Source organism: Streptomyces sp. NPDC058284, assembly GCF_042881135.1.
Classification (GTDB): Bacteria; Actinomycetota; Actinomycetes; order Streptomycetales; family Streptomycetaceae; genus Streptomyces.
In genome coordinates this window covers 305476-326348 of the sequence record NZ_JBHVYE010000004.1, presented here as the reverse complement: position 1 = coordinate 326348, position 20873 = coordinate 305476, and the positions used below count along the sequence as shown (strand labels likewise).

The following is a 20873-nucleotide window of genomic DNA, read 5'->3' as shown; positions in this document are numbered from 1 at the left end:
CGGCCATGTCGCCCACCCCGGCCATTTCAGCCGCACTTTGCCGAGGCGAAAGGACACGACGTACGCGCGACCGGGCCAGTCACCCCGCCGGACACGGGAGCGACACCCGCGACGGAAGGGAAGATTCCGGCCACGGGCAAAGACTTGTCAACGATCCTCGGCGTCCCGCGCCACAGCGGCGCGCAGCAGTTCCTCCGCGTCCGCACGCGCCTGACCGAGGGCTCCGGGGAAGACCCGCAGCCCGTGCGCCACGAGGCCGCCTTCGTGCAGCAGCATCAGCGTCCGCCCGAGACGGACCGCCCCGCGCGTCGTCAGCTCCTCGGCGAGCCCGGTGAAGAGGGCGAGCATCCAGGCCTTCTGACCCGTGATGATCGGGTACGCGGGGTGGGCGGGGTCGCTGATCTCGGCGTGCGCGTTGACCATGCCGCACCCCTTGGCGAGGCGCCCCTCGGCCCAGTCGCGCAGGGCGTCGAAGACGGCGAGGATCCGGCCGTCCGGCGTGCGGGCCGCCTCCAGGTAGGGGGCGAGGAAGGCGCGCCAGCGCTCGTCCCGGTCGGCGAGGTACTCGACGACGATCTGTTCCTTGGAGCCGAAGCGGTCGTAGAGGGTCTTCTTCGTCACGCCGGCCTCGGCGGCGATCAGGTCCACGCCGACGGCGTGGATGCCGCGCTCGTAGAAGAGCCGCCCCGCGGCGTCGAGGGCGCGGCGCGCCCCCGGCGTCATGACGATGCGCCGCGGCGCGACCGCCCCACTCCCGGCGCCGCGCCGGTTCTCACGCTCGCGCCCGTTCTCGACCTCATGCCGGTTCTCGGTCATGCCTCCATAGTAGACCGATCCGTATACCGACCTGTATACCGATCTGTATACTCGGCACGAAGTCAGGTAAACAGATCTGTTTACCCGGCTCGCCCGCCTCGGGCCTGTCTGACGAGGAGGAATCCATGAACGTCCTGCTGTCGACCGCCTTCGTACTGACCTGGAGCTCCGGGTTCATCGGGGCGAAACTGGGCGCGGGCAGCGCGTCCGCGGTGACCGTGCTGATGTGGCGCTTCCTGCCGCTCGCCGTCGTCCTCGGGCTCGTCGCCCTGCTGCTGGGCCGGGCCTCCTGGCGGGGCCTGACCACGCGCGACGTGGGACGTCAGGCAGCCGTGGGAGCGCTGTCGCAGAGCGGCTACCTGCTCACCGTGTACTACGCCATCCAGCTCGGCGTCTCCAGCGGTACGACCGCGCTGATCGACGGCACCCAGCCGCTCGTCGCGGGCGCCCTCGCCGGGCCGCTGCTCGGCCACTACGTCTCCCGCACGCAATGGGTCGGCCTCGGTCTCGGAGTGACCGGGGTCGTCATCGTGACGGCGGCCGACTTCGCGGGCGGTGGCGACGCCGCGTGGTGGGCCTACCTGGTGCCGTTCCTCGGCATGTTCTCGCTGGTCGCCGCGACGTTCCTGGACCGGCGCGCACCCCGCGCGGTCGGCCCCGCGGTGTCGCTGACGGTGCACTGCGTCACCAGTGCCGTGGTCTTCACGACGCTCGCGCTGGTGGCGGGCGCCGCGACGCCGCCCGCCGAGACGTCCTTCTGGGCGGCGATCGGATGGCTGGTGACGCTCTCCACGTTCGGGGGCTACGGCCTGTACTGGCTGATCCTGCGGCGCTCCGGGGTGACGCAGGTCAACACGCTGATGTTCCTGATGGCACCGGTGACGGCTCTGTGGGGCGCCCTGATGTTCGGTGAGCCCTTCGGTCCGCAGACGATGGCGGGCCTTGCGGTCGGGCTCGCGGCGGTGGCGGTCGTACGGCGTGGAGCCGGTGCGCGCCCTGCCGCCAAGTCGGCGGCGCGGGTCACCCGGGCGTCAGCAGAGCCTGCACCGCGGGTGCGTACCGGCCGGTGATCTCGGCGATCTCCGTGCCGCGCAGGTGCGGGCCGCGGGCGATGCCGTACATCACGCCGAGGCCGAGCAGCATCCCCACGGCGAGCTCGGCCCGCAGCCCCGCGTCCGGGCCCGAGAGCCGCTCGCTCAGCCGCTGGGCCACCTGGGTACGGAAGTTGGCGCGCAGGACGTCGCCCTGCTCACCGTGGAGCGGGGCGAAGACGATCCGCAGAATCGGGTCGGCGCCCCGCTCGGCCTGGCCGGTGAGCAACTGGTGGACCATGTGGTGGCCGAGGTCGGCGAGGGGCGCGTCGAGGAAGCCGTCGGCGTCGGCCTCGAACGACATGATCCGGGAGAACAGCGCGTCCTTGTTGCCGAAGTACTTCAGGATCAGCGGGGCGCTCACTCCGGCCCGTTCGGCGACCGCCTTGAGGGTGATGTCACCGTGCGCGTGCCGGGCGAGGAGGTGGCGTGCGGCGCGCACGATGACATCCTTGGTCGCCTCGGCGTCCCTGCGGGCGGCGGGTGGCGGCGGTTCCGGGTCCGCGCCGGTGCCCGTCCGTGGTGACCCGCTCACCGTGGTCCCGTTCCCTCCCGCCATGGTCATCTCCCTTCCAGGGTGGCCCTGTAGACGGACCCGCCGGATCCGCCGGGCCCGGCGGCCGTCCGCTCGCCGTCCTGGGCCGTGTCCGAGGGTATGGCGAGGGCCACGGCGCACGCGACGAGCGCGACGGTTCCGGCCATCGCGAAGGCCAGCTGGTAGCCGCCCAGGGTGGGGACCCGCAGGCCCTGGACGGCCGAGGTGTGCCGGACGAGTACGGCGGTGACGGCCGCACTGGAGACGCTCTGCCCGATCGTGCGCATCAGGACGTTCACGCCGTTCGCGGAGGCGGTCTGCTCGACCGGCACCGCCCGCAGGATCAGCGTGGGCAGCGCGGAGTACGCGAACGTGGTCCCCGTCGACACCACCGCGGCGCCCACCATGATCACCCACAACTCCCGGCTGTCCACGATGCGTACGGCATAGCCGAGCGCGATGAACAGGGCGCCGGCGGCCAGGGTCACCCTGGGGCCGCGCGCCGTCGAGACACGGGCCGAAACCGGCGAGAGGACCAGCATGACCACGCCGTTGGGCAGCAGGCACAGGCCGGTCGCCACGATCGACAGCTCCAGGCCGTAGCCGCTCGCGGCGGGCGCCTGCACCAGCTGCGCGGTCACCAACGAGTTGGCGTAGAAGGCGAATCCGGCCAGCAGGGCCGTCACGTGCGGGAGCGCCACGCGTCGCCCGGAGGCCAGGCGCAGGTCCACCAGCGGCTGCTCCGCCCGCAGTTGCAGGCGCCACCACACGGAGAGGATGACGACCGCCCCCGCGAGAAGACCGAGGACCGGGCCGCTCCCCCACCCCCACTGGCCGCCCTGCGACACCGCGAGCAGCAGGCAGATCAGACCCGCCGCGAGTCCCAGCGCGCCCCACGTGTCGAACCGCCCCGGCGAGCGCACCGGCGACTCGCGCACGGCCCACCCGGCGAGCAGGAGCCCGCAGGTGCTCAGCGCCGCTGTCGCCCAGAACATGGCGTGCCAGTCGGCGTACTGCACGATCAGCGCGGCCAGCGGCAGACCGAGCGCGGCCCCGATGCCGACCGTCGAGCTCATCAGGGCGACCGCCGACGCGGTGCGCCGCGGCGGAAGTATGTCGCGCAGGATGCTGATGGACAGCGGCACCACCGCGGCGGAGGCGCCTTGCAGGGCGCGCGCCGCGATGAGCAGCCGGATGTCGGACGTGAGCGCGCAGAGCACCGAGCCGCCGGCCATCAGAGCGAGGGCGACGAGCAGCACGCGGCGCTTGCCGTACATGTCACCGGCCCTGCCGAGGACGGGCGTGAGGACAGCACCGGACAGCAGTGTCGCGGTGACCAGCCAGGACACGGCGCCGGCCGAACTGCCCGTCAGCCGGGGCAGGTCGGGCAGCAGCGGGACGACCACGGTCTGGGTGACGGCCATGAGGATCCCGCCGAAGGCGAGGACGGGGACGGCGAGGCGGGCACGCAGGCCCCTCGCGTCACCCGATATCGGAACGGCCCCCATGGCATCTCCCCCGGCCGGCTCAGGTGAATTCGAATTCACCATAGCGGGTGAATGGCCATTCACTCCGAGGAATTCGGCCAGGAATGCGTTGCGTATCCGGGATGGCGTTTCGTCGTACGCGCACTCCGGCAGCCCGCCGTGAGGTGGCCGTCAACCGCCCCACCGACCGGGGCGGCGCCCGCCGGGGAGGGTTGCGTCGGGCCGTCTCGGTCATACTGCCGCCCATGAACCGTCTCCGAATCGGCCTGGTGGGCACGGGCCCTTGGGCCTCCGCCACGCACGCTCCCGCGCTGGCCCTGCACTCCGGCGTCGACTTCAGCGGCGTCTGGGGCCGTCGCCCCGAGGCGGCGGCCGCACTCGCCGCCGCGCACGGCACGACGGCGTACCCGGACGTGGACGAACTGTTCGCCGCCAGCGACGCCGTGGCGTTCGCGGTGCCGCCCGACGTGCAGGCGCCGCTCGCCGCCCGGGCCGCGGCGGCCGGCTGCCATCTGCTTCTCGACAAGCCGGTGGCCACGACGGTGGACGGGGCGCGCGAACTCGTGGCGGCGGTCGAGCGTGCCGGGGTCGCGTCCGTGGTCTTCTTCACGCTGCGCTTCGCCGCGGGACCCGCGGCCTGGGTGTCCGAACAGGCCACCGTGGGCGGCTGGTTCACCGGCCGCGCCGACTGGTACGGATCGTTCTACGCCCCGGACGGCGGCGCGGCGTTCTCCTCGCCGTGGCGCGCGAGCCGGGGCGGGCTCTGGGACGTGGGCCCGCACGCCCTGTCGATGCTCCTGCCCGTGCTCGGCGACGTGAGCGCCGTGACAGCTGCGGCCGGCCCCGGGGACACGGTCCATCTGATCCTGCGCCACACCGGCGGGGCGTCCAGCACGGCGGCGCTGAGCCTGACGGCGCCGGTCAAGTGCGCGGGGCTGGCGGTGGAGTTGCGCGGTACGAGCGGGACGGCCGTGCTGCCGCCGTGGGAGGAGGCGGGCGACGCGTTCCGGACGGCGATCGAGGAACTCGCCGAGTGCGCGGACAGTGGCCGGGCGCATCCGTGCGACGTGCGGTTCGGCCTGCGGGTCACGGAGATCCTGGCACAGGCGGAGGAGTGCGTCACGGCCACGTGATCGCCCGGGACCAACCACGGGCGGTCGGTACCGTGGCCGCTACGTAATGGCGAGTGACGGCACCGACCGCAGCCGGTGGCCCTACGAAACCGGTACGGGAAGAAGAGCCGTGTGGTCCTGCGCTGCTCGGATTCCGCCCACGCAGACCGGAATACGAACAGTTGTCCCACACGCTTCCCGTGTCGGCCCTATAGGCCTAGGGGGTACCCAATGCCGGGGAATTTCAGCCATTCTCAAGCTCCCCGGACAAGACGCCCCGCTGTTGTGCACGGTCGCCGTCCGACGATCAAACCTGCAGGTCGGTGACCCCGCAAGCTCCATCATGCCCGAGTGACTGATCGTTTTCTTCGGGCAATGTTTACTACCAAAGCCGATGTGAATATTTAGACTGATCACGCTCCAACTCGGCGTGCATCAAGAGGGATTACCCACCATGAACAAGACGGCGCTCCGCGCTCTGCTCCGCGAACGACGCGCCCTCATAGCCCCGGAATCACACGGCTTCGCCCGCCCGACGGGCCAGGGCCGACGCGCGCCCGGCCTGTCCCAGCACCAGGTCGACCAGTTGCTCCACCGCACGTTCGGGACGTACCACCGTCTCGAATCCGGCAGCTACCCCAACCCGCCGACCTCACTGCTCCGCGACGTGGCCCGTCTCTTCGGGTTCAACGAACAGGAGTGGGTGTCCCTCTGTCGCTACGCACTGCTCCAGGACCCGCCAGGACCGCTGCATCTGTCCTCCGGCAAGGAGGTGCCCGGGGTCTGGCAGGAGGCCGTCGACGGAATCGGGCACATGGCCTACGTGACGGACGCGTCCTGGGAGATGCTCGCCCACAACGCGGCCTTCGCCGACATGTTCCCGAACGGCAAGGTCCCGGCCAACACCCTGCGGTGGATGCTCCTGGACCCGCACGGCCGCGAGACCCTGATGGACTGGCGCGACGCCTGGGCCCCGATGGTGCTGCAGCAACTGCGCGCGGCGCTCGCCACCAGGCCGGACGACGACATTCTGCGGCAGATCGAGAAGGAGATCCTCGCCGACCCGGAGGCCGCCGACCTCTACACCACGGGCAGCTCGCACCCTCACTCCGACGGCGACGAGCGCCCCCTGATGCACGCCCTGGACGGACCCGGCTGGGTCACCATGTGCGCGGCGCAGCCCCTGACGGCGCCCGGCTCCCGGCTGATGATCCTGGTGTTCCACCCCGGCGCGCGGCGCGTCCACGCCCGCGTGCCCATCCTCCGCTCCGGCTGACACTCCCCGACCGGCCACGGGCGGGACGATCCGCTCCATTCCCGTACGACGCCGGCGCGGCACGCGCGAGCCACCCCGGGGATCTCGCACAAACCTTCGACACTTCGGCGCCCTAGGGGCGTCTTCTCGACAGGGCACTCCCGGCACAGTGCAGTAGTTTGGCCACACCCCACCTTTTGCGTACATATGGGGAGCCGCCCCGTGACTGCTCACGTACTCAGACCGCACACCGTCGTCGGTGAACACAAGGTCACCACGGCAGAGATCGCCGACGACGTGAGCGCCCGCCACCCCGACCATCCGCGCCTGCGCGCGATCCTCCGCGTCATCGGCAACAGCGGGGTGCGGACCCGCTACTTCACACGGCCCCTCGACTCCCCCACCGTCGCCGGAACGGCCGATGTCGGCGAGCGTGTCCGCACCGCCTTCGCCGACTCCCTCACCATGGCCGAGCACGCCGCGACCCTGGCCCTGGACGAGGCGGGGCTCACCGCACAGGACATCGACGCCCTCGTCACCACGCACACCACGAGCTGGGCCGTCCCGAACCTCGACATCGCCCTCGTCTCGCGCCTCGGCCTCCGTCCCGACCTGCGCCGCATCGCACTGGCGACGGTGGCCTGCCCGGGCGGCGCACTGGCCCTCGCCCGGGCCGCCGACCTCATCGCTGCGCGGCCGGGCAGCAAGGTCCTCGTGGTCGCCGCCGAAGTGCTCTCCGGCATCTACCACCACAGCGACACCACCATCGAGTCAATGATCTACAAGGCGCTGTTCGGTGACGCTGCCGCCGCGACGGTCGTCACCGACACCCCGACGGGGGCCGGGCTCGCCATCGACGACGCCTTCGAGTACGTGCTGCCGGACAGCCTCGACCGGCAGCGCGGCCGGATGGCCGCGGACGGCATCCACTTCGACTCCACGAAGCAGGTCCTGGCCGCGGTCACCGACGTACTGCCCCGCCTCGTGGAATGGCTCGGCCCGCAGAGGCTCGACTTCGCCGTGCTCCACCCCGGAAGCCCCCGCATCATCACCGAGACCGCCGGCGCCCTGCACCTCGACGACCACGCCGCACGACACGCCACGGACACGCTCAGCCACGAGGGGAACCTCGGCGGCGTCAGCGTCCTGCGCGTCCTGGAACGCACCCACGCCGACCCGCCCGACGACGGCGCGCACGGCGCCGTCGTCGCCTTCGGCCCCGGCTTCGCCGCGACGGCGCTGCGGTGCCGATGGCGGGGCGCCGCTTAGATCCTGTGTTCCGCCCGCGCAAGGGCGGGACCCGGCAGGGAGGCCCCGCGAAATCCGGTTGCCGCCTCCTCCGCGCCCTGCTGAGGTGACCCCATGGATCACGAGGCGGTACTGACCGCGTACGACCGGCAGCTTCGGCACGGCGCACTGGGCGAGGGCGACGGCGCGCGGGTCGAGAGGACCGGCGGTGTCGTGCGGGTGACCGGTGACGCCCATGCCTGGAACGGCGTGCTGTGGGCCGACATCGACGCGACGACCGCGGACACCGTGATCGCGGAGCAGGTGCGCCACTACACCGACGCCGGGCGGGAGTTCGAGTGGAAGCTGCACTCCTACGACCGCCCCGCCGACCTCGCCGAGCGGCTCCTCGCGGCCGGGTTCGAGGCCGAACCGACAGAGACGGTCATGGTCGCGGAGGCCGACGCCCTGCCTCCGGGCCCCGACCTGCCCGAAGGTGTACGGCTGTTGCCGGTGACGGACGCCGCGAGCGCGCGCCTCATGGCCCAGGCGCACCTGGCGGCCTTCGGCGAGGACGACGCCGCGCTCAGCGAGCAGCTCGCCCGGCGTGTGCTCGACCGGCTCACCGCGACGCCCGACGAGATCGTCGCGGTCGTCGTGATGGCCGGGGAGCAGCCGGTGTGCGGCGCGCGGATGGAGTTCCGCCCGGGCACCGACTTCGCCGGGCTCTGGGGCGGCGGCACCGATCCGCGGTGGCGCGGCAAGGGCATCTACCGCGCGCTGGTGGACCACCGCGCCCGGATCGCCGTCGCACGCGGCTACCGCTATCTGCAGGTCGACGCCTCGGACGACAGCCGCCCCATCCTGGACCGCCTGGGCTTCGCCACGCTCTGCACGACCACGCCCTACGTGTACCGGCCGTAGGACGAGCCTCACCCGCCGCCTCCCGCGGCGGCGGCTGCTCAGAGCAGCTTGGCGATGGCCTCCGCCGTGTCCGTCTCGCCGAGCCTCGGGAAGATCTTCTCCACGCTGTTGCGGTGAGCGTCGGCGTCCATGTCGGTCACGGCGTCGACGGCGACGGTGACGTGGTAGCCGTGCTCGTGCGCCGCGCGGGCCGTCGACTCCACTCCGATGCTCGTCGCGATGCCGGCGAGCACGATCTGGGTGACGCCCCCGCGGCGCAGCCGCAGGTCGAGATCGGTGCCGTAGAAGGCGCCCCACTGCTGCTTGGTGATGACGATGTCACCCTCCGCGCGCCCGAGTTCGGGGACGAGCTCCGCCCAGTCCGCGGGTACGTCACCGCCGCGCGCGGGGCTTTCGGTACGGCCCGGGGCGCCGCCGGTCACCCGCACAAGGACCACGGGGAGCCCGCGCCCGCGGAAGGCGTCCGCCAGCGCGGCGGCCCGTTCGACGATCTGCTGCGAGGGGTGAACGGTGGGCAGCGCGGTGATGCCCTTCTGGAGGTCGACGAGGACGAGGGCGGTGGTGGGGTCAAGGACGGTGGCAGTCATGGGAGTTGTGCCTTTCTGTGCCTGGGGCGGCTGTGCTGTCTGTTGTCGTGTCGGCTGTGGCTGCGGCTGGATTGCGTGGCCGCAGCGCGCGGTCCGTGAAGGTCAGGACGATCAGGGCCAGCGCCAGGACGCCGCCGACCGCGGCCATCAGGTGGAGCCCCCCGTCGTCGGCCCGCTGCCCGTAGGCGAGGCCGATCAGCCCGGAGGCCGTGATGGCGCCGAGGTACTGGGCGGTGCGCTGGAGTCCGGCCGCCGCGCCGATGGCATCGGCGGGCGCGTACTGCTGCACGGCGGCCTGGTTTCCGGTGCCCATGAGCCCCTGCGGGATGCCGAAACAGGCACCGGCCAGGAGCAGTACGGCGAGCGGCGTGGAACCCGTCGTGAAGAGCAGCAGCGAGCTGCCCGCGGACAGGAGCACCGCGGCGACGGTGAGCGGGGCCCGAATGCCCTTCGTGCGCGCCCCGATCAGTGAACAGGCCAGCGCGGCGAGGGACATCGGCAGCATGACGAGTCCGGTGTGCAGCGAGGAGTAGCCGCGCTCCTCCTCCAGCCACTGGGTGAAGCCGTACATCACGCAGTACACGACGAGGTAGCTGAGCCCGTGCCGCAGGTACGTGCGGGCGAGCGCGGGGTTGGCGCCCAGCATGCGCAGGTCGATGAACGGGCGCGGGTGGCGCAGCTGCCACCAGGTGAGGACGGCGGAGAGCAGGACGGTGGGGGCGAGCAGCCACCACATCGGGTGGCGCAGGTCGAGAAGGAAGACGACGAGGCAGCTGAGCGCGCCGGTGAAGAGCAGTATCCCGAGCGGGTCGAGCGCGGCGGCGAGGCCGCTGCCCGGGCTGCTCCCCGAACCACTGCCCTTGCCCTTGCCCCTCGGGCCGTCCTTCGGGACCCAGCGCAGAGCGCTGGCATAGGCGAGGAGCGCCACCGGCACGTTGACGGCGAAGATGCCGCGCCAGCCCGCGCTCGCGACGAGGAGTCCGCCGAGCGTCGGCCCGATCGCCGCGCTGCCCAGCGCGGCGAAGGAGAGGCGGCCGAGGACGGTGCGCGGGGTGGGTCGGCCGAGGCGCGCGGACTCGCCGCGCAGGACCGCCATCGCCGCCGGGTACGCGGCCGACGTGCCGATGCCGAGCAACAGCCGGGAGACGAGCAGCCAGCCGAAGCCGGGGGCGAGCGCCCCCACGAGGCCGGAGGCGACGACGACCAGGAGGCCGCCGAGGAAGACCCGGCGCGGCCCGACGCTGTCGGCGAGCCTGCCGAGGACGGGCTGGGCGACGGCGCTGGCGAGGTAGAGCGCGGAGACGAGCCATGCGGTGTCCGCGGCGCCGACGCCGAAGTCGTGACCGATCGCCACCAGGCCTGTGGAGATCATCGTGGTGTTGAGCGGGTTGAGCAGGGAGCCGAGAAGCAGGGGTGCGGTGAGCCGCGCGCCGAAGCCGGGGCGCTCGTCCGCCGCGTCGGCCCCGTGCTCGGTGGCCGCCGTGTGCTCCGCCCGCGCACGAGACGTGGCCCTCACTTGCGCATCAGTCGTTCCAACAGCTCGACCGCTTCGGCGAGTTGGCGCCGCTCGGCCGGGTCGAGCTCCTCGGCGACGGCCAGCGAGAGCCAGCCCTGTTTGGCGGCCCGCGCTTCGGCGAGGGTGCGGCGGCCGTTGTCGGTGAGGAAGAGCACGGACTGCCGTCCGTCGTTCGGGTCCGGGGCCCGCTCGATCAGCTCCATGGACTCCAGCGCGCCCACGGTCATCCGCATCGACTGGGGGCGTACGAGCTCCGCGCGCGCCAGGCCCGCCGTGGTCACGGGCCCCTCGCGGTCGATGCGGGAGAGCACGGAACGCTGCGAGGGACTGAGGCCGCTCCCGGGGGACGCTCCGCGCAGCCGTCGCACGAACCGTCCGACGACGTTCGTGAGGTCGGCGGCGACTTGCTCCGGCGTGGGGTCATCGAGGTGTCCGCTCATGCCTCGACGGTACGAGGTCGACAGGCAAACTTGCAAGCTCGCCTGTCGATTCCTCGTCATCTCAGCCCCTCCCCTCCCCCAGAGGCGGCGCGGCCGGTTACCGGATCGGCATCCCCGACAGGGTGCGCGCGATGACCAGGCGCTGGATCTCGCTCGTGCCCTCGAAGATCGTGTAGATCGCGGCGTCGCGGTGCATGCGCTCCACCGGGTACTCGCGAGTGAAGCCGTTGCCGCCGAGGATCTGCACCGCCTGCGCGGTGACCTTCTTGGCGACCTCGCTCGCGTACAGCTTCGACATGGAGCCCTCGGCCGACTCGAACTTCTTGCCGGTGCTCGCCATCCACGAGGCGCGCCACACCAGGAGGCGGGCCGCGTCGATCTGGGTGCGCATATCGGCGAGCTGGAAGGCGACGCCCTGGTTGTCGATGATCGGGCGGCCGAACTGCGTACGCGTCTTGGCGTACTCCAGCGCCTCCTCGTACGCGGCGCGGGCCGTGCCCACGGCCATGGCGCCGACCGCGGGGCGCGATGCCTCGAAGGTGGCCATCGCGGCGTTCTTGACGCGCTCGCCGCCGGTCCTCGCGCGCTCCCGGGCGCGGGCGAGGCGCTCGTCCAGCTTCTCCTTGCCGCCGAGCAGACAGTGGCCCGGCACCCGCACGTCCTCAAGGACGACCTCGGCGGTGTGCGAGGCGCGGATGCCGTGCTTCTTGAACTTCTGCCCCTGGGACAGGCCCGGGGTGGCCGGCGGGACGATGAAGGACGCGTGACCCTTGGAGCCGAGCTCGGGGTCGACGACCGCCACGACGACGTGGACGTTGGCTATGCCGCCGTTGGTCGCCCAGGTCTTCGTGCCGTTGAGGACCCACTCGTCCTTGGCCTCGTCGTAGACGGCACGGGTCCGCATGGCCGCCACATCCGATCCGGCGTCGGGCTCCGAGGAGCAGAAGGCGGCGACCTTGACGTCGTTCACGTCGCCGTACATCTGCGGGATCCACGTACCGATCTGCTCCTCGGTGCCGTTCGCGAGCACGCCGACGGCGGCCAGACCCGTGCCCATGATGGACAGGCCGATGCCCGCGTCACCCCAGAAGATCTCCTCGGTGGCCATCGGGATGCCGAGTCCCGTGGGGTCGAAGAACTGCTGTGCGTAGAAATCGAGTGAATAGATTCCCAGCTTCGCCGCTTCCTGGATGATGGGCCACGGGGTCTCCTCGCGCTCGTCCCACTCGGCGGCCGCGGGGCGGATCACATCGGCGGCGAACCCGTGGAGCCAGTCCCGGACCTCCTTCTGTTCGTCGTTGAGCTCCATGGTGAACTCGGCCATGACCCCTCCAGGACCTGCGATCAACTGCGACGTTACTTGCGGTAACAGCAGTCTGTTACCGGCCAGTAGCCCCTGTCAACTCCCGGCAGCCCGTTCGATGCGGGCCGGTCGGCGGGTGTTACGTTGCGCGTGCGTCACCGATTCAGCACGGGCGGGGAGAAACGATGGAGACCACGCAGCGGACCGATCAACAGCGGTCCGCGGAGCGCCGACGGCGCGAACTGCTCGAGGCCGCGGACCGGGTCGTGCTCCGCGACGGCCCCGGCGCCTCCATGAACGCCATCGCCGCCGAGGCGGGCATCACCAAGCCGATCCTCTACCGCCACTTCGGCGACAAGGGCGGCCTGTACGCCGCGCTCGCCAAGCGGCACACCGACGCGCTCCTCGAAGCCCTGCGCGCCGCGCTCGATGCCCCCGCCGAGCGCAGGGAGCGCGTCGAGGCCACGCTCGACACCTACCTCGCGGCGATCGAGGCACGCCCCCAGGTCTACCGCTTCCTCATGCACCCGTCGGAGGCCCCCTCGCCCGGGGAGCAGGGCTTCGACGTCGGCCTGCACTCCGCTCCCCTGCTGCGCCGGCTCGGCGAGGAGCTCGCCGAGGTCATCGAGGAGCGCGTCGACCTCGGTCCGGAGAGCGCCGAGCTCGCCCGCGTCTGGGGGCACGGCATCGTCGGCATGATGCACGCCGCCGGCGACTGGTGGCTCGGCGAACGCCCCTGCCCGCGCGCGCAGTTGGTGCGCAGCCTCGCCGATCTGCTCTGGGGACGGCTCGCGGCGGCGGGCAACCGGGTGGGCGGCCCCGGGTTCTGAGAGCCTCAGGAGTTCCCGCGGGCCTCGGAGTTCCAGGAGGCCCTGGCGGCGGCCCGCAGCACCCTGCGGCGCCGCCAGCCGGTGAGGCGGTCGGTGTAGACGCCGCCGTCCAAGTGGTCGTACTCGTGCTGGAGGCAGCGCGCGAACCAGCCCGTGCCGTGCACCCGCACGGGCTCCCCGCGCATGTCGACACCTTCGACCACGGCGTGGTCGAAGCGCGGCGTCCCCGCCTCAAGGCCGGGCAGCGACAGACAGCCCTCCGGACCGCGCACCGTCACGCCGTCCACCTCGACGAGCGTCGGATTCACCACATGCCCGAGGTGGCGGACATCGTCGTCGTCCTCGCAGTCGTAGACGAACAACCGTCGGCCCACCCCGATCTGGTTCGCGGCGAGTCCCACCCCCCGCGCGGCGTACATCGTCGCGAACATGTCCTCGATGAGGGCCGCCAGTTCGGGGCCGAAGTCGGTGACGTCCTCGCACACCGCGTGCAGCACGGGGTCGCCGAGCAGGGTCAGAGGTCGTACGCGCCCCGAGGCGCCCGGGATCGTGCCGTGTCGCATGGCGGCAAGAGTACGGTCCAAGGGACGGAGCGGCATCGGGAGGTGCCGAGGTGGTGCCGTGATTCGGGCTTGCCAGTGGATCTCGATAGGCTGAGCAGCGAATCGATGCCGGGGGCAGGCGCGGCGCCGTACGCAAGGAGGATCTCGACAGATGTCAGGCAACACGGACCCGCTGTCGCCGCGGGCCAAGCTGGCCGTGACGGCGGGCAAGGCGGCCGCGGCGGTGTCACGCGCAGCGGGCCGCGGCAGCGGATCGGTGATCGGCGGCAAGGTCGCGCTTAAGCTCGACCCCGAACTGCTCGGACGGCTCGCCACACACCTGGACGTCGTCCTCGTGTCGGCCACCAACGGCAAGACGACCACCACGCGCCTGATCGCCGAGGCGCTGCGGGCCAGCGGCCCGGTCGTCTCGAACGCGCTCGGTGCGAACATGCCCGCCGGAATCACCTCGGCCCTCGCCGGCGGCTCCGACGCACGGTTCGGTGTGATCGAGGTCGACGAGAAGTACCTCGCGGGCGTCGCCCGTGACGTCGACCCGAAGGCGATCGCGCTGCTGAACCTCTCGCGCGACCAGCTCGACCGCGCCGCCGAGACCCGCATGCTCGCCGAGCACTGGCGCGAGGGCCTGGCCGGCTCCAAGGCCGTGGTCATCGCCAACGCCGACGACCCGCTGGTCGTCTGGGCGGCCTCCTCCTCGCCGAACGTGGTGTGGGTGGCGGCGGGCCAGGAGTGGAAGGACGACGCCTGGTCGTGCCCGTCCTGCGGTGGCGTCATGCAGCGCCCCGGCGACGACTGGTTCTGCGGCGAGTGCGGTTTCCGCCGCCCGGCGCCCAGCTGGGTGCTCTCCGGCGACCACGTCCTCGACCCGCACGGCTCGGCCTGGCCGATCCACCTCCAGCTGCCCGGCCGGGCGAACAAGGCCAACGCTGCCTCCTCGGCCGCCGTGGCCGCCGTCTTCGGCGTGCCGCCCCAGGTCGCCCTTGAACGCATGTACCAGGTGCAGGCCGTCGCCGGACGCTACGACGTCGTGCAGTTCCAGGGCCGCGATCTGCGTCTGCTGCTCGCGAAGAACCCCGCGGGCTGGCTCGAGACGTTCTCGCTGATCGACCCGCCGCCGACCCCGGTGATCCTCTCCGTGAACGCGCGCGGCGCGGACGGCACGGACACCTCCTGGCTCTGGGACGTCGACTACACCCGCCTCGCCGGTCACCCGATCTTCGTGCTGGGCGACCGCAAGCTGGACCTGGCCGTGCGTCTGGAGGTCGCGAACCTCGACTTCCGGGTCTGCGAGAGCCTCGACGAAGCGGTGCAGCTCGCCCCGCCGGGACGTATCGAGACCATCGCGAACTACACCGCCTTCCAGGACCTGCGCCGCCGCGTCGGCAACTGACCCGCCCGGATAAGGACATGAGCATGAGCGACAACAGCCTGCGGCTGGTGTGGATCTACCCCGACCTGCTGAGCACGTACGGAGACCAGGGCAACGCCCTGGTCGTGGAGCGCCGGGCGCGCCAGCGCGGCCTCCAGGTCGAGCGCTACGACGTGCGCAGCGACCAGCCGGTACCCACCTCCGGCGACATCTACCTGATCGGTGGCGGTGAGGACCGCCCCCAGCGCCTGGCGGCCGAGCGGCTGCGCCGCGACGGCGGACTGCAGCGGGCGGTGGGCAACGGCGCGATCGTCTTCTCGGTCTGCGCCGGCTACCAGATCCTCGGCAACGAGTTCATCAACGACCTCGGCCAGCGCGAGCCGGGCCTCGGCCTGCTCGACGTGGTCTCCACCCGCGGCGAGGGCGACCGGTGCGTCGGTGACGTGCTCGGCGACATCGACCCGCAGCTGGGCCTGCCCCCGCTGACCGGCTTCGAGAACCACCAGGGCATCACGCACATCGGCCCTTCCGCGCGACCGCTGGCGCGCGTCACGCTCGGCCGGGGCAACGGCACGGGCGACGGCACCGAGGGCGCGTACAACGGCACCGTCTTCGGTACGTACATGCACGGCCCCGTCCTCGCCCGCAACCCGCTCATCGCGGACCTGCTCCTGAAGCTGGCCCTCGATGTGAACGCGCTGCCGCCCACGGATGACCGGTGGTACGAGGCGCTGCGCAACGAGCGCATCGCCGCCGCCCAGCAGCCCGCGTAAACGCCCCGGCCCAGAGCCCGGCTGACGCCCCGCCCGCACATGTGAGCGGGGCCGTCCAGCCCTCGGACGCCTGATGCGGCCCCGCCCCCCGGCGCCTATAGGGTGGCGGGGATCCAGCCGGACGACGTGGTCCGGTCATCGACCCACGTTGCAAAGGTATTCCGTGCAATGCGCATTGGTGTCCTGACCTCCGGCGGCGACTGCCCCGGCCTGAACGCCGTCATCCGTTCCGTCGTGCACCGCGCGGTGGCGGACCACGGCGACGAGGTCATCGGCTTCCACGACGGCTGGAAAGGCCTCCTGGAATGCGACTACCGCAAGCTGGACCTCGACGCGGTGGGCGGCATCCTCGCCCGCGGCGGAACGATCCTCGGCTCCTCCCGCGTACAACCCGCCCACCTGCGTGACGGCGTGGAGCGCGCCAAGGGCCACGTCGCCGAACTCGGCCTCGACGCGATCATCCCGATCGGCGGCGAGGGCACGCTGAAGGCGGCCCGGCTCCTCTCCGACGCGGGCCTGCCCATCGTGGGCGTGCCCAAGACCATCGACAACGACATCGCCGTCACCGACGTCACCTTCGGCTTCGACACGGCCGTCGGCGTCGCCACCGAGGCCCTGGACCGCCTCAAGACGACCGCGGAATCGCACCAGCGCGTCCTGATCGTGGAGGTCATGGGCCGGCACACCGGCTGGATCGCCCTGCACTCGGGCATGGCAGCCGGCGCGCACGCCATCGTCGTCCCTGAGCGCCCCTTCGACATCGAGGAGCTGGCGAAGAAGGTCGGCGAACGCTTCTCCGCGGGCAAGAAGTTCGCCATCGTCGTGGCCGCCGAGGGCGCCAAGCCCCGGGAGGGCTCCATGGAGTTCGACGAGGGCGCCAAGGACATCTACGGCCACGAGCGGTTCGCGGGCATCGCCCGGCAGCTGTCCCTCGAACTGGAGCACCGCCTCGGCAAGGAGGCCCGGCCGGTCATCCTCGGCCACGTCCAGCGCGGCGGCACCCCCACCGCGTACGACCGCGTGCTCGCGACCCGCTTCGGCTGGCACGCGGTGGAGGCGGTGCACCGCGGCGAGTTCGGCATGATGACGGCGCTGCGCGGCACGGACATCACCATGGTGCCGCTCGCGGAGGCGGTCGAGACGCTGAAGACCGTCCCCGAGGAGCGCTACGCCGAGGCGGAGTGCGTGCTCTAGCCAGGCCGTCCCGCGCACTACTCGCCCCCGGTCGTGTCAACGGCCGGGGGCAGTTCTACTCTGGTGCCGACACACGTCGCACAATCCGCACGAATCAGGAGCCACTGGATGGATCACAGCGGGCACGGCATGAACATGGATCTGCCGCCGTTCACGCTGGGGCGAGGCCTGGAACTCTCCACCGACCCCTTCTTCCTCATCAGCTGCCTGGTGGCCCTCGCCCTGTACGGCTGGGGCGTGGCGCGGCTCGTGCGACGCGGCGACAAGTGGCCTGCGGGCCGCACGGTCTCGTTCGTGATCGGCATCCTGACCGTGCTGCTCGTCATGTGCACCAAGCTCAACGACTACGGCATGGTCATGTTCAGCGTGCACATGTCCCAGCACATGGTGATCAGCATGCTGTCGCCGATCCTGCTGCTGCTCGGCGCGCCGATCACGCTGGCGCTGCGGGCGCTGCCGGTGGCGGCGCGCGGCAGCAAGGGTCCGCGCGAGTGGCTCCTCTGGCTGCTGCAGAGCCGGTACGTCAAGATCATCACGCACCCCGCGTTCACCATCCCGCTCTTCATCGCGAGCCTGTACGCGCTCTACTTCACGCCGCTCTTCGACACCTTGATGAGCTCCAAGGCGGGCCACATCGGGATGATGGTGCACTTCCTCGCCGTCGGCCTGGTCTTCTTCTGGCCGATCATGGGCGTCGACCCGGGACCGCACCGGCCCGGCCACATCTTCCGGATGCTGGAGCTGTTCGCGGGCATGCCGTTCCACGCGTTCTTCGGCATCGCGCTGATGATGGCGACGCAGCCGATGATCGGCACCTACATGCATCCGCCCGCCTCCCTGGGCATCGACGCCCTCTCCGACCAGGAGGCGGCGGGCGGCATCGCCTGGGCCTTCAGCGAGATCCCGTCCGTGGTGGTCCTGGTGGCCCTGCTCTTCCAGTGGCGGCGCTCTGAGGACCGTGAGGCACGGCGCAAGGACCGTGCCGCGGACCGGAACGGCGACAAGGAGCTCGAGGAGTACAACGCCTATCTGGCCTCACTGGCGGCTCGCGGACGCTAGCGCGAGAAGGTCCTCCCGGGTGACGATGGTCTTTGGACCGCGGTCTGGGCGCACCGTCGCCGCAGGCTGCCGGGAGGAGGCTGAGCGATGCCCAGTTCCACGAAGACCATGGGTGGGTTCACCATCGGGGGCCTGGTCATGGTGACCGCCTACACGGCGGCGCTCGGAAGCAACGGCTGGCTGTGGTTCGGCTGGGTCGTGGTCGGCCTGCTCACGCTGGCCATGGTCCTGTCGCGCGGCACGCCCTGAGGACCTCGCGACGCCCGGTACCGGTCAGAAGCGGAAGACGTGACCGGTGTCGGCGTCCAGGGCGCAGGCGTTCGGGTACGTCTTGTGCCAGCCGACCGTCCGGCCCCGGTAGGTGCCGGTGGCGGTCGCCGTGACCGGCTCGAACTCCTTCGTACACGCGTGCGGGTCCTTCGCCAGCGCATCGAAGTCCCCCCGCGCCTGAGCGATCGCCGCACACGCCTCGGCCGCCCGCGGATGATGCCCGGAAGGGTCGGGTGCACAGCGCAGCAGCACGCCGCGGACCCAGGTGTTCTCGTCGCCCGAGACGGTGAGGAGGAGCCCTCGGTCCGGGGTGGGCGCTTCTTGCGCGGCATGGGCCGGCAGGGCCGCGCCGAGGGTGATCAGGGCGGCGGCCGTGAGACGGAACGGGCGCATGGGGACCTCCGGAGTGTGACGTCGGAGAGCGACGGTGGCGGTGACGTTCGGTGGCGTCGGGACGCGGGATTCGATGGCGTTCGGGGACGCGGGTGCGGTGGCGTCGGGACGCCGGGCACAGCCCACGGCATCCGTCGCCCCCACCACGCGTCCAGGCGCCGCGCCGGCCGGTCCCCCGCAAGGCGGCACGCAAGGGCCCGAACGGGCTCTCGCATCCGCGCTGTCGATTGGCTACTGTGCGTCGGCACCTGGACCAGGGGGAAGGCTGCAGTCATGTTCTACCTACTGCTCAAGCATGTGATCCTCGGCCCGCTGCTCCGGCTGATGTTCCGGCCCAGGATCGAGGGATTGGAACATGTGCCGGACAACGGCGCGGCGATCGTCGCGGGCAACCACCTGTCGTTCTCCGACCACTTCTTGATGCCTGCGATCATCAAGCGCCGTATCACCTTCCTCGCGAAGGCCGAGTACTTCACGGGGCCCGGCATCAAGGGCCGGCTGACCGCCGTGTTCTTCCGCAGCGCCGGGCAGATCCCCGTCGACCGGTCCGGCAAGGAGGCGGGCCGGGCCGCGATCCGCGAAGGCCTCGGCGTGCTGCGCAAGGGTGAGCTGCTCGGCATCTACCCGGAGGGCACCCGCTCGCACGACGGACGGCTGTACAAGGGGAAGGTCGGCGTCGCGGCGATGGCGCTCAAGGCTCAGGTGCCGGTGGTCCCGTGCGCCATGATCGGCACGTTCGAGGCGCAGCCGCCCGGCCAGAAGGTGCCGAACCTCAAGCGCGTGACGATCCGCTTCGGGGCACCTCTCGACTTCTCCCGTTACGTCGGCATGGACAACGAGAAGGCGGTCCTGCGGGCCGTCACCGACGAGATCATGTACGCGATCCTCGGGCTCTCCGGCCAGGAGTACGTCGACAGGTACGCGGCGGTCGTGAAGGCCGAGGAGGCGGAGCGGGCCGAGGCGAGCAGCAGGGAGCAGCGGAAGTTCCCGAGAATGCCGCTGAGCTGACGCCTCTGCCAGGAGCAGATTCCCTCCCCTCGGCCGCCTGCCGGGACATACGGTCCGATCATGAAGAAGGCAATGGTGATCGGTGCGACGGGACAGATCGGGCGGGTGGCGGTGCGGGCGCTCGCCGAGGACGGCTGGGCGGTGACGGCGGCGTCGCGGGGAGCGGGCAGGGACGAGCGGTGGCCGGAGGATGTACGGGCCGTACGCCTGGACCGGGAGGACGACGCGGCGCTGGCCGACGCGCTCGGCGAGGGCATGGACCTCGTGGTCGACATGGTGGCGTTCACCGCCGCGCACGCCCGGCAGTACGCCGGTCTCGCCGACCGGATCGGGTCGGCGGTGGTGGTCTCGAGCGGCGCGGTGTACGAGGACGAGAAGGGCCGCAGCTTCGACACCCAGGACGAGCCCGACGGCTTCCCTCGGTACCCCGTGCCGATCCCGGAGAGCCAGCGGACGGTGGCGCCCGGCGACTCGACGTACGGCACCCGCAAGATCGAGCTGGAGCGCGAGCTGCTCGCGCTCGGCGAGCGGCTGCCGGTGACCCTTCTGCGCGCCGGTGCGATCCACGGGCCGTACTGCGGCGCGCCGCGCGAGCTGTACTTCGTGAAGCGGAACCTGGACGGACGGCGCACTCGCGTGCTCACGCACGGAGGGCTCAGCCGCTTCCACCCGGTGAGCGTCCACAACCTCGCGGAGCTCATCCGGCTGGCCGGCGCACGCCCCGGCTCCCGGCTGCTGAACGCGGGCGATCCGGGGGCTCCCACGGTGGCGGAGATCGGCGCGGCGATCGATTCGGTGATGGGGTTCGAGAGCGGGACGGTGACGGTGCCGGGCGAGGCTCCGGCCCCGAACGTCGGCGTGACGCCTTGGTCCACGGCGCACCCGGTGGTGTACGACATGTCGGCGGCGGAGCGGGAATTGGGGTACCGCGCGGTGACCACGTACGAGGATTCGCTGGAGGAAACCGTGCACTGGCTGGCTCGGCGGCTGGAGGGCCGCGACTGGCGCGAGGCGTTCCCGAAGATGGCCGCGAACTACGGCCCCTCGGTCGACCTCTTCGACTACGCGGCGGAGGACGCCTGGCTCGCGGGCCGGAATTCCTGAGGCCCACAGACGGACGG

At 71.6% G+C, this 20873-nt stretch carries 22 protein-coding genes; 13 read left to right on the top strand and 9 right to left on the bottom strand.

What is annotated here, in order from left to right; translation table 11 throughout:
- Positions 1–147: 147 nt before the first annotated feature.
- Positions 148–723 carry a TetR/AcrR family transcriptional regulator gene (locus ACFVYR_RS09150; protein WP_384253010.1) on the bottom strand — a complete coding sequence of 192 codons (576 nt, stop codon included), beginning with the start codon at positions 721–723 and terminating at the stop codon, positions 148–150.
- Between the two features lie 218 nt (positions 724–941).
- Between ACFVYR_RS09150 and ACFVYR_RS09145 the strand changes: the two genes are divergently transcribed.
- On the top strand, positions 942–1886 hold the full coding sequence (locus tag ACFVYR_RS09145; RefSeq protein WP_384252674.1) for a DMT family transporter: 945 nt from the start codon (positions 942–944) through the stop codon (positions 1884–1886).
- On the opposite strand, the gene ACFVYR_RS09140 is transcribed toward ACFVYR_RS09145, so the two are convergent.
- Positions 1837–2466, bottom strand: coding sequence for a TetR family transcriptional regulator (locus tag ACFVYR_RS09140; protein WP_384252676.1), 630 nt, complete (start codon positions 2464–2466; stop codon positions 1837–1839). The genes ACFVYR_RS09145 and ACFVYR_RS09140 overlap by 50 nt on opposite strands.
- 2 nt (positions 2467–2468) lie before the next feature.
- A complete protein-coding gene (locus ACFVYR_RS09135; protein ID WP_384252678.1) occupies positions 2469–3950 on the bottom strand; it encodes an MFS transporter in 1482 nt (493 codons plus the stop codon).
- A 224-nt stretch (positions 3951–4174) separates the two neighbouring features.
- Between ACFVYR_RS09135 and ACFVYR_RS09130 the strand changes: the two genes are divergently transcribed.
- The 4 genes from ACFVYR_RS09130 to ACFVYR_RS09115 all read left to right on the top strand — a co-directional run bounded on the left by ACFVYR_RS09130 (position 4175) and on the right by ACFVYR_RS09115 (position 8447).
- On the top strand, positions 4175–5062 hold the full coding sequence (locus tag ACFVYR_RS09130) for a Gfo/Idh/MocA family protein (RefSeq protein WP_384252680.1): 888 nt from the start codon (positions 4175–4177) through the stop codon (positions 5060–5062).
- Between the two features lie 433 nt (positions 5063–5495).
- Positions 5496–6317, top strand: coding sequence for a helix-turn-helix domain-containing protein (locus ACFVYR_RS09125; RefSeq protein WP_384252682.1), 822 nt, complete (start codon positions 5496–5498; stop codon positions 6315–6317).
- 201 nt (positions 6318–6518) lie between these two features.
- Entirely contained in the window at positions 6519–7565 is a 1047-nt protein-coding gene (locus tag ACFVYR_RS09120; RefSeq protein ID WP_384252684.1) for a PhlD, read from the top strand.
- 93 nt (positions 7566–7658) lie between these two features.
- On the top strand, positions 7659–8447 hold the full coding sequence (locus ACFVYR_RS09115; protein ID WP_384252686.1) for a GNAT family N-acetyltransferase: 789 nt from the start codon (positions 7659–7661) through the stop codon (positions 8445–8447).
- Between the two features lie 38 nt (positions 8448–8485).
- Here the strand turns inward: ACFVYR_RS09115 and ACFVYR_RS09110 are convergent, their stop codons facing one another.
- From ACFVYR_RS09110 to ACFVYR_RS09095, 4 genes are all read right to left on the bottom strand, one after another.
- Positions 8486–9034: an isochorismatase family protein gene (locus ACFVYR_RS09110; protein ID WP_384252689.1), complete on the bottom strand. Its 549-nt coding sequence runs from the start codon at positions 9032–9034 to the stop codon at positions 8486–8488.
- A complete protein-coding gene (locus tag ACFVYR_RS09105) occupies positions 9015–10406 on the bottom strand; it encodes an MFS transporter (protein WP_384253012.1) in 1392 nt (463 codons plus the stop codon). The genes ACFVYR_RS09110 and ACFVYR_RS09105 overlap by 20 nt, the downstream gene beginning before the upstream one ends.
- A 140-nt stretch (positions 10407–10546) precedes the next feature.
- Positions 10547–10990 (bottom strand): MarR family winged helix-turn-helix transcriptional regulator, encoded by a 444-nt coding sequence (locus ACFVYR_RS09100; protein WP_384252691.1) that lies wholly within the window; start codon positions 10988–10990, stop codon positions 10547–10549.
- Positions 10991–11087: 97 nt separating this feature from the next.
- Entirely contained in the window at positions 11088–12314 is a 1227-nt protein-coding gene (locus tag ACFVYR_RS09095; protein ID WP_384252693.1) for an acyl-CoA dehydrogenase family protein, read from the bottom strand.
- 164 nt (positions 12315–12478) lie between these two features.
- On the opposite strand from ACFVYR_RS09095, the gene ACFVYR_RS09090 reads away from it, so the two are divergent.
- Entirely contained in the window at positions 12479–13123 is a 645-nt protein-coding gene (locus ACFVYR_RS09090; RefSeq protein ID WP_384252696.1) for a TetR family transcriptional regulator, read from the top strand.
- 5 nt (positions 13124–13128) lie between these two features.
- Here ACFVYR_RS09090 and def read toward each other — a convergent pair whose 3' ends face one another.
- On the bottom strand, positions 13129–13686 hold the full coding sequence (gene def, locus ACFVYR_RS09085) for a peptide deformylase (protein WP_384252699.1): 558 nt from the start codon (positions 13684–13686) through the stop codon (positions 13129–13131).
- A 151-nt stretch (positions 13687–13837) separates the two neighbouring features.
- Between def and ACFVYR_RS09080 the strand changes: the two genes are divergently transcribed.
- From ACFVYR_RS09080 to ACFVYR_RS09060, 5 genes are all read left to right on the top strand, one after another.
- A complete protein-coding gene (locus tag ACFVYR_RS09080; protein ID WP_384252701.1) occupies positions 13838–15076 on the top strand; it encodes a MurT ligase domain-containing protein in 1239 nt (412 codons plus the stop codon).
- Positions 15077–15099: 23 nt separating this feature from the next.
- The gene (locus tag ACFVYR_RS09075; protein WP_384252703.1) at positions 15100–15828 is read left to right on the top strand and encodes a type 1 glutamine amidotransferase; all 729 of its coding nucleotides are present in this window, start codon (positions 15100–15102) and stop codon (positions 15826–15828) included.
- 168 nt (positions 15829–15996) lie between these two features.
- Positions 15997–17022: a 6-phosphofructokinase gene (locus ACFVYR_RS09070; RefSeq protein WP_384252706.1), complete on the top strand. Its 1026-nt coding sequence runs from the start codon at positions 15997–15999 to the stop codon at positions 17020–17022.
- 108 nt (positions 17023–17130) lie between these two features.
- The gene (locus tag ACFVYR_RS09065; RefSeq protein WP_384252708.1) at positions 17131–18081 is read left to right on the top strand and encodes a cytochrome c oxidase assembly protein; all 951 of its coding nucleotides are present in this window, start codon (positions 17131–17133) and stop codon (positions 18079–18081) included.
- 87 nt (positions 18082–18168) lie between these two features.
- Positions 18169–18330 carry a hypothetical protein gene (locus ACFVYR_RS09060; protein ID WP_384252711.1) on the top strand — a complete coding sequence of 54 codons (162 nt, stop codon included), beginning with the start codon at positions 18169–18171 and terminating at the stop codon, positions 18328–18330.
- A 24-nt stretch (positions 18331–18354) separates the two neighbouring features.
- Here ACFVYR_RS09060 and ACFVYR_RS09055 read toward each other — a convergent pair whose 3' ends face one another.
- Positions 18355–18744 (bottom strand): SSI family serine proteinase inhibitor, encoded by a 390-nt coding sequence (locus ACFVYR_RS09055; RefSeq protein ID WP_384252713.1) that lies wholly within the window; start codon positions 18742–18744, stop codon positions 18355–18357.
- A 273-nt stretch (positions 18745–19017) separates the two neighbouring features.
- Here ACFVYR_RS09055 and ACFVYR_RS09050 point away from each other — a divergent pair, with 273 nt between their 5' ends.
- Both ACFVYR_RS09050 and ACFVYR_RS09045 read left to right on the top strand, forming a co-directional pair.
- Positions 19018–19752, top strand: a complete 735-nt coding sequence (locus ACFVYR_RS09050; RefSeq protein ID WP_384252716.1) for a lysophospholipid acyltransferase family protein — start codon at positions 19018–19020, stop codon at positions 19750–19752.
- A gap of 72 nt (positions 19753–19824) precedes the next feature.
- Positions 19825–20856, top strand: a complete 1032-nt coding sequence (locus ACFVYR_RS09045; RefSeq protein WP_384253014.1) for an NAD-dependent epimerase/dehydratase family protein — start codon at positions 19825–19827, stop codon at positions 20854–20856.
- The last annotated feature ends 17 nt before the right edge of the window (positions 20857–20873 follow it).

Excerpts from the sequence above, each read along its gene's own strand:
- ACFVYR_RS09150 (WP_384253010.1), bottom strand. The coding sequence starts at position 723 with ATGACGCCGGGGGCGCGCCGCGCCCTCGACGCCGCGGGGCGGCTCTTC.
- ACFVYR_RS09145 (WP_384252674.1), top strand. The coding sequence starts at position 942 with ATGAACGTCCTGCTGTCGACCGCCTTCGTACTGACCTGGAGCTCCGGG.
- ACFVYR_RS09140 (WP_384252676.1), bottom strand. The coding sequence starts at position 2,466 with ATGGCGGGAGGGAACGGGACCACGGTGAGCGGGTCACCACGGACGGGC.
- ACFVYR_RS09135 (WP_384252678.1), bottom strand. The coding sequence starts at position 3,950 with ATGGGGGCCGTTCCGATATCGGGTGACGCGAGGGGCCTGCGTGCCCGC.
- ACFVYR_RS09130 (WP_384252680.1), top strand. The coding sequence starts at position 4,175 with ATGAACCGTCTCCGAATCGGCCTGGTGGGCACGGGCCCTTGGGCCTCC.
- ACFVYR_RS09125 (WP_384252682.1), top strand. The coding sequence starts at position 5,496 with ATGAACAAGACGGCGCTCCGCGCTCTGCTCCGCGAACGACGCGCCCTC.
- ACFVYR_RS09115 (WP_384252686.1), top strand. The coding sequence starts at position 7,659 with ATGGATCACGAGGCGGTACTGACCGCGTACGACCGGCAGCTTCGGCAC.
- ACFVYR_RS09110 (WP_384252689.1), bottom strand. The coding sequence starts at position 9,034 with ATGACTGCCACCGTCCTTGACCCCACCACCGCCCTCGTCCTCGTCGAC.
- ACFVYR_RS09105 (WP_384253012.1), bottom strand. The coding sequence starts at position 10,406 with ATGATCTCCACAGGCCTGGTGGCGATCGGTCACGACTTCGGCGTCGGC.
- ACFVYR_RS09100 (WP_384252691.1), bottom strand. The coding sequence starts at position 10,990 with ATGAGCGGACACCTCGATGACCCCACGCCGGAGCAAGTCGCCGCCGAC.
- ACFVYR_RS09095 (WP_384252693.1), bottom strand. The coding sequence starts at position 12,314 with ATGGCCGAGTTCACCATGGAGCTCAACGACGAACAGAAGGAGGTCCGG.
- ACFVYR_RS09090 (WP_384252696.1), top strand. The coding sequence starts at position 12,479 with ATGGAGACCACGCAGCGGACCGATCAACAGCGGTCCGCGGAGCGCCGA.
- def (WP_384252699.1), bottom strand. The coding sequence starts at position 13,686 with ATGCGACACGGCACGATCCCGGGCGCCTCGGGGCGCGTACGACCTCTG.
- ACFVYR_RS09080 (WP_384252701.1), top strand. The coding sequence starts at position 13,838 with ATGTCAGGCAACACGGACCCGCTGTCGCCGCGGGCCAAGCTGGCCGTG.
- ACFVYR_RS09075 (WP_384252703.1), top strand. The coding sequence starts at position 15,100 with ATGAGCGACAACAGCCTGCGGCTGGTGTGGATCTACCCCGACCTGCTG.
- ACFVYR_RS09070 (WP_384252706.1), top strand. The coding sequence starts at position 15,997 with ATGCGCATTGGTGTCCTGACCTCCGGCGGCGACTGCCCCGGCCTGAAC.
- ACFVYR_RS09065 (WP_384252708.1), top strand. The coding sequence starts at position 17,131 with ATGGATCACAGCGGGCACGGCATGAACATGGATCTGCCGCCGTTCACG.
- ACFVYR_RS09060 (WP_384252711.1), top strand. The coding sequence starts at position 18,169 with ATGCCCAGTTCCACGAAGACCATGGGTGGGTTCACCATCGGGGGCCTG.
- ACFVYR_RS09055 (WP_384252713.1), bottom strand. The coding sequence starts at position 18,744 with ATGCGCCCGTTCCGTCTCACGGCCGCCGCCCTGATCACCCTCGGCGCG.
- ACFVYR_RS09050 (WP_384252716.1), top strand. The coding sequence starts at position 19,018 with ATGTTCTACCTACTGCTCAAGCATGTGATCCTCGGCCCGCTGCTCCGG.
- ACFVYR_RS09045 (WP_384253014.1), top strand. The coding sequence starts at position 19,825 with ATGGTGATCGGTGCGACGGGACAGATCGGGCGGGTGGCGGTGCGGGCG.